At 69.0% G+C, this 4,217-nt stretch carries 5 protein-coding genes; 2 read left to right on the forward strand and 3 right to left on the reverse strand.

The features are described 5' to 3' along the window. Positions 1-543, forward strand: a 543-nt coding sequence (locus QMO14_RS32850; protein ID WP_301512309.1) for an NAD(P)-dependent oxidoreductase, incomplete at its 5' end; no start/stop codon positions are given. A gap of 51 nt (positions 544-594) precedes the next feature. Next, entirely contained in the window at positions 595-936 is a 342-nt protein-coding gene (locus tag QMO14_RS32855; RefSeq protein ID WP_301512310.1) for a hypothetical protein, read from the forward strand. On the opposite strand, the gene QMO14_RS32860 is transcribed toward QMO14_RS32855, so the two are convergent. The 3 genes from QMO14_RS32860 to QMO14_RS32870 form a co-directional block, all read right to left on the reverse strand. Continuing rightward, positions 899-2,827: a glycoside hydrolase family 15 protein gene (locus QMO14_RS32860; RefSeq protein WP_301512311.1), complete on the reverse strand. Its 1,929-nt coding sequence runs from the start codon at positions 2,825-2,827 to the stop codon at positions 899-901. The two genes, QMO14_RS32855 and QMO14_RS32860, sit on opposite strands and share 38 nt — an antisense overlap. A 103-nt stretch (positions 2,828-2,930) precedes the next feature. Then, the gene (locus QMO14_RS32865) at positions 2,931-3,665 is read right to left on the reverse strand and encodes an RNA polymerase sigma factor FliA (RefSeq protein ID WP_301512312.1); all 735 of its coding nucleotides are present in this window, start codon (positions 3,663-3,665) and stop codon (positions 2,931-2,933) included. 42 nt (positions 3,666-3,707) lie between these two features. Then, positions 3,708-4,217: MinD/ParA family protein (locus QMO14_RS32870; protein ID WP_367618191.1), on the reverse strand; the 510-nt coding region annotated here is incomplete at its 5' end.

A 4,217-nucleotide genomic window follows, 5' to 3' on the forward strand; every position in this document is an offset into this window, starting at 1 on the left:
ACGGGCATGGGCTTCGTCGATGCGCCGCTCTCGGGCGGCGCGCCCCAGGCGCTGCTCGGCCAGCTCACCGTGATGGCCGGCGGCAGCGCAGAAGACGTGCAGCGCGCACGCGCCGTGATGGACAGCCTGTGCGCCAACTACACCCACATGGGCGAAAGCGGCGCGGGCCAGACGACCAAGCTGGTCAACCAACTGCTGTGCGCCATCGGCTTCCAGGCCGTGGCCGAGGCGGTGCGGCTGGCAGAGGCCGGCGGCGTCGATGCCTCGAAGCTGCCCGCCGCGCTGGCCGGCGGCCGTGCCGACAGCCAGATCCTGCGCGAGTTCGGCCCCAGGATGGCCGCGCGCGACTACACGCCCACCGGCCGTATCGACAACATGCTCAAGGACCTCGAGGCGGTGCAGGCCTTCTCGCAGGGCCAGCGCCTTCCGCTGCCGCTTGCGGGCGCCGTCTCGGATCTGCATCGCGCCTTCGTCGCGGCCGGGCTCGGCGCGCGGGACACGGCCGAGATGATGCGGCAGTTCAGCGGCTACGAGCGCGGCTGAATCGCCCTCGCCTCCTCACACACAGACACGACACAGGAAGGAAGAAAAGCCATGTTCATCCGCTGCGCATTCTTCAGGGGCCGGGTCAAGGCCGGCATGGAAGAAGCCTTCGACCGCCACGTGCACGACAGGCTGGTGCCGCTGTGGACCCGTTTTCCCGGCGCGCTCGAAGTGCGTGTGCTTCGCCAGCTGGAAAGCGACGTGGGCGACCCCGAGCTGGCGATGGTGCTGTCGATCCGCTACGCGAGCCGCGAGGACATCGCCCGCGCGCTCGACTCGCCCGTGCGCCACGAAAGCCGCGAGGTCTCGAAGAAGCTGTTCGAGATGTTCGACGGCACGGTCTTCCACACCGTGTTCAGCGCCGAGGAGTTCGCGCTCGCGCACGCTTCCTGACGGGCGCGTTCCCCTCTTCTTTTTTCTCTTTCTTCTTCCGTGGCGCAGCCTTGCCATCGAGGTCCGCCAGCTCCCACACGCCGCCGGCAGCCGACGCCAGTGCATGCGCGCTGTTGATCAGTCCGATGTGCGAGAAAGCCTGCGGGAAATTGCCCAGCTGGCGCTGCGCCACCGGGTCGTATTCCTCGGCGAACAGGCCCAGGTCGTTGCCCAGCGCGAGCAGGCGCCTGAAGAGCGCGCGCGCCTTGCGCACCTTGCCCATGGCCACGTACACGTTCGCAAGCCAGAAGCTGCACGCCAGGAAGGCGCCCTCGCTTCCTCCGAGGCCATCGACGCCCTTCTCGGTGCGGTAGCGGTACACCAGCCCGTTGAAGACCAGCTCCTTCTCGATGCGTGCGACCGTTCCCTGCACGCGCGTGTCGTGGATCGGCAGGAAGCCGATCAGCGGCATCCACAGCAGCGCCGCGTCCACCGCGTCGGCGCCGTAGTACTGCACGAACGAGTTGCTCGCCGCGTCGTAGCCGCGCGCGCAGACCTCGGCGTGAATCTGGTCGCGCGCCTCGCGCCAGCGGTCGATGGGGCCCTCGAGTCCGTATTCGGTTGCGCTGGCGATCACGCGGTCGAAGGCCAGCCAGCACATGATCTTGGAATGCACGAAGTGGCGGGGCTCGCCGCGCACCTCCCACAGGCCGCAGTCGGGCTCGCGCCAGAGCTCCATCAGCTGCTTCGCGACGGCGCGCTCCAGCGGCCACAGCTTGTCCATGTCCGCCAGCCCTGCCTTGCGCGCCGCATGGAAGGCCGCGATGACCGAGCCGTATACGTCGAGCTGGCGCTGCCCGTGCGCGCCGTTGCCTATGCGCACCGGGCGGCTGCCCTCGTAGCCTCGCAGCCAGCCCAGTTCGAGCTCGGTGAGCGAGCGTTCGCCATGCAGGCCGTACATCACCTGCAGCTCCTCGGGCGATCCGCCCACCGCGCGCATCAGCCACCAACGCCATGCGCTGGCTTCCTCGACGTAGCCCGAGCCGATCAGCGCATAGAGCGTGAGCGCCGCGTCGCGCAGCCAGCAGAAGCGGTAGTCCCAGTTCCGCCCGCCGCCGGGCAGTTCGGGCAGCGAAGTGCTCGGCGCGGCGACGATGCCGCCGGTGGGCTCGTAGGTGAGCGCCTTGAGCGTGAGCAGCGAGCGCATCACCGGCTCATGGAACTCGCCGTGATAGCCGCAGCGATCGGTCCAGGCGCTCCACTCGGCGACCGTGCGCGCCAACAGCGCGTTGGCGTCGCGCGTCACCGGCGGCTTCAGGTGAGAGGGAAACCAGTCGAGGTTGAACGCAATGGACTGGCCCGCGGACACCTCGAAGTCGGCAAAGCTCGCGAAGTTCTCGTTGGTCAGCGGCACGCCGGAGCTGATGCGCACCGCGTCGGGCCCTGCCGTGGCGAACACCGCGCCGTCGCGCCGCTCCATCCACGGGCACCACTCGCCGTAGTTGAAACGGATGCGGAACTCCGTGTGCATGCTCACCGTCCCGCGCACGCCCCGCACGATGCGCACCATCTCGTGTGTGCCGTCGAGCGCGGGGCGAGGCATGAAGTCGGTGACGACGGCCACGCCCGTGCTTGTACGAATCGTGGTCTCCAGCACCACGGTGCCGGGCAGGTAGCGGCGGGAGACGCGCGCCTTGCGGTCGCGTGCGCGCATGGTCCAGTGGCCGTTGCGCTCGTCGCCGAGGAGGCTGGCGAACATCGCGGCCGAGTCGAAGCGCGGCAGGCACAGCCACTCGATGTCGCCGCTCAGATGCACCAGCGCCGCGCTGTGGGTGGAGCCGATGAGCGCGTACTCGCCGATGGGGCGGCTGGCCCGCAGTCTTGAGGAGGGTTGCTTCGGAGTCTTTGGCAAGGCTCCGAGTTTCAGGGTCGGCCCGGGCTCCGCAAGCCAGCGCAGGGCGCGCGACGCTGACGGACAACGCCTATTTCACCTGTTTGGGAGCGGAACACAGGCCCTAGAGCACATCCTTCAGCTTCGCCCGCAATCTGCTGATCGCCTGGCTGTGCAGCTGGCACACGCGCGACTGGCTCACCTCGAGGATGGCGCCGATCTCTCGCAGGTTCAGCTCCTCCTCGTAGTAGAGGTTCAGCAGCAGCTGGTCGCGCTCGGGCAGCGCGGAAATGGCGTCCACCAGCTGGTGGCGGAAGCCGCTTTCCAGCAGCTGCTCCAGCGGGTCGTCGCTGCCGCGGCGGTCCTTGCGCGCGTCCTGCGAATGGCTGTCGAGGAAGCCGTTGTCGGCATCGTCCTTGGAGAAGTCTTCGACGTACAGCAGCTGGCAGCCCTGGATCTCCTGCAGCAGCGACTGGTACGCCTCGATGTCCATCTTCAGTTCCCGGGCAATCTCGCCTTCGGTGGGAGCGCGGCCGAGCTTGTGGCCGAGTGCCTGTATCGCCTTCTCGATGCCGCGCGCCGACTGGCGCAGTCCGCGCGAGCCCCAGTCGGCGGCGCGCAGCTCGTCGAGCATGGCGCCGCGTATGCGCTGGCTGACGAAGGTCTCGAACTGTGCGCCCCGGTTGTCCTGGTAGCGCGCGGATGCGTCCAGCAGGCCGAGCATGCCGGCCTGGATCAGGTCGTCCAGCTCCACGCTGGCCGGCAGCTTCGCCATCATCTGCAGCGCGATGCGTCGCACCAGCGGCTGGTGCTGCGCGAGCAGGTGCGATTTCTCTATGGTTCCTTGTGCGGTGTACATGGCCGTGCGTGCGTCCTTCCTTCCCGGTGCGGAGCCGGCGGCTCAGGCGGCGGCCCGCAGCGGCGCTGCCTCGGGCCATGGCCACTGGTCCATCTCGCCCGCGGCACGGCGGAAATCGACCGCCGCATGGCTCGCGGGAAAAGCCTCGGCGATGGTCTTCTTCAGCCGCGAGGCGTCGGCGACGAGCGGGTCGAAGCGCACCCAGCCCGCGGGCTGCAGCGACAGCGCCAGGTAGCGGCTGCCCGCATGGGCGAGGTTGTTCATGATCTGGCGCGCGGCCTGCACGTCGGCCACGTTGTTGAGCAGGAAGCGCATCTGCTGCAGGCCGTGGGTGTGGTGCAGGCGCTTGATGCCCGCGTAGGCCGAGGTGACCGAGGCGGGGTGCGGCTGGAGCACTACCAGCAGGTCGTCCGCGTCCTGCGCGAGCGGCGACAACCGGCCCTCGCCATCGAAGGCCGCGTCGATGACGACAACGCCGTCATGCCAGAACCTGCGCGGGTCGGCCGCGCCTTCCGGCGCTCCGTTCGCCGCACCCGGAAGCGCTGGCAGAAC

Origin of the sequence: Variovorax sp. CAN15, assembly GCF_030462475.1 — a bacterium.
GTDB lineage: Bacteria > Pseudomonadota > Gammaproteobacteria > Burkholderiales > Burkholderiaceae_C > Variovorax.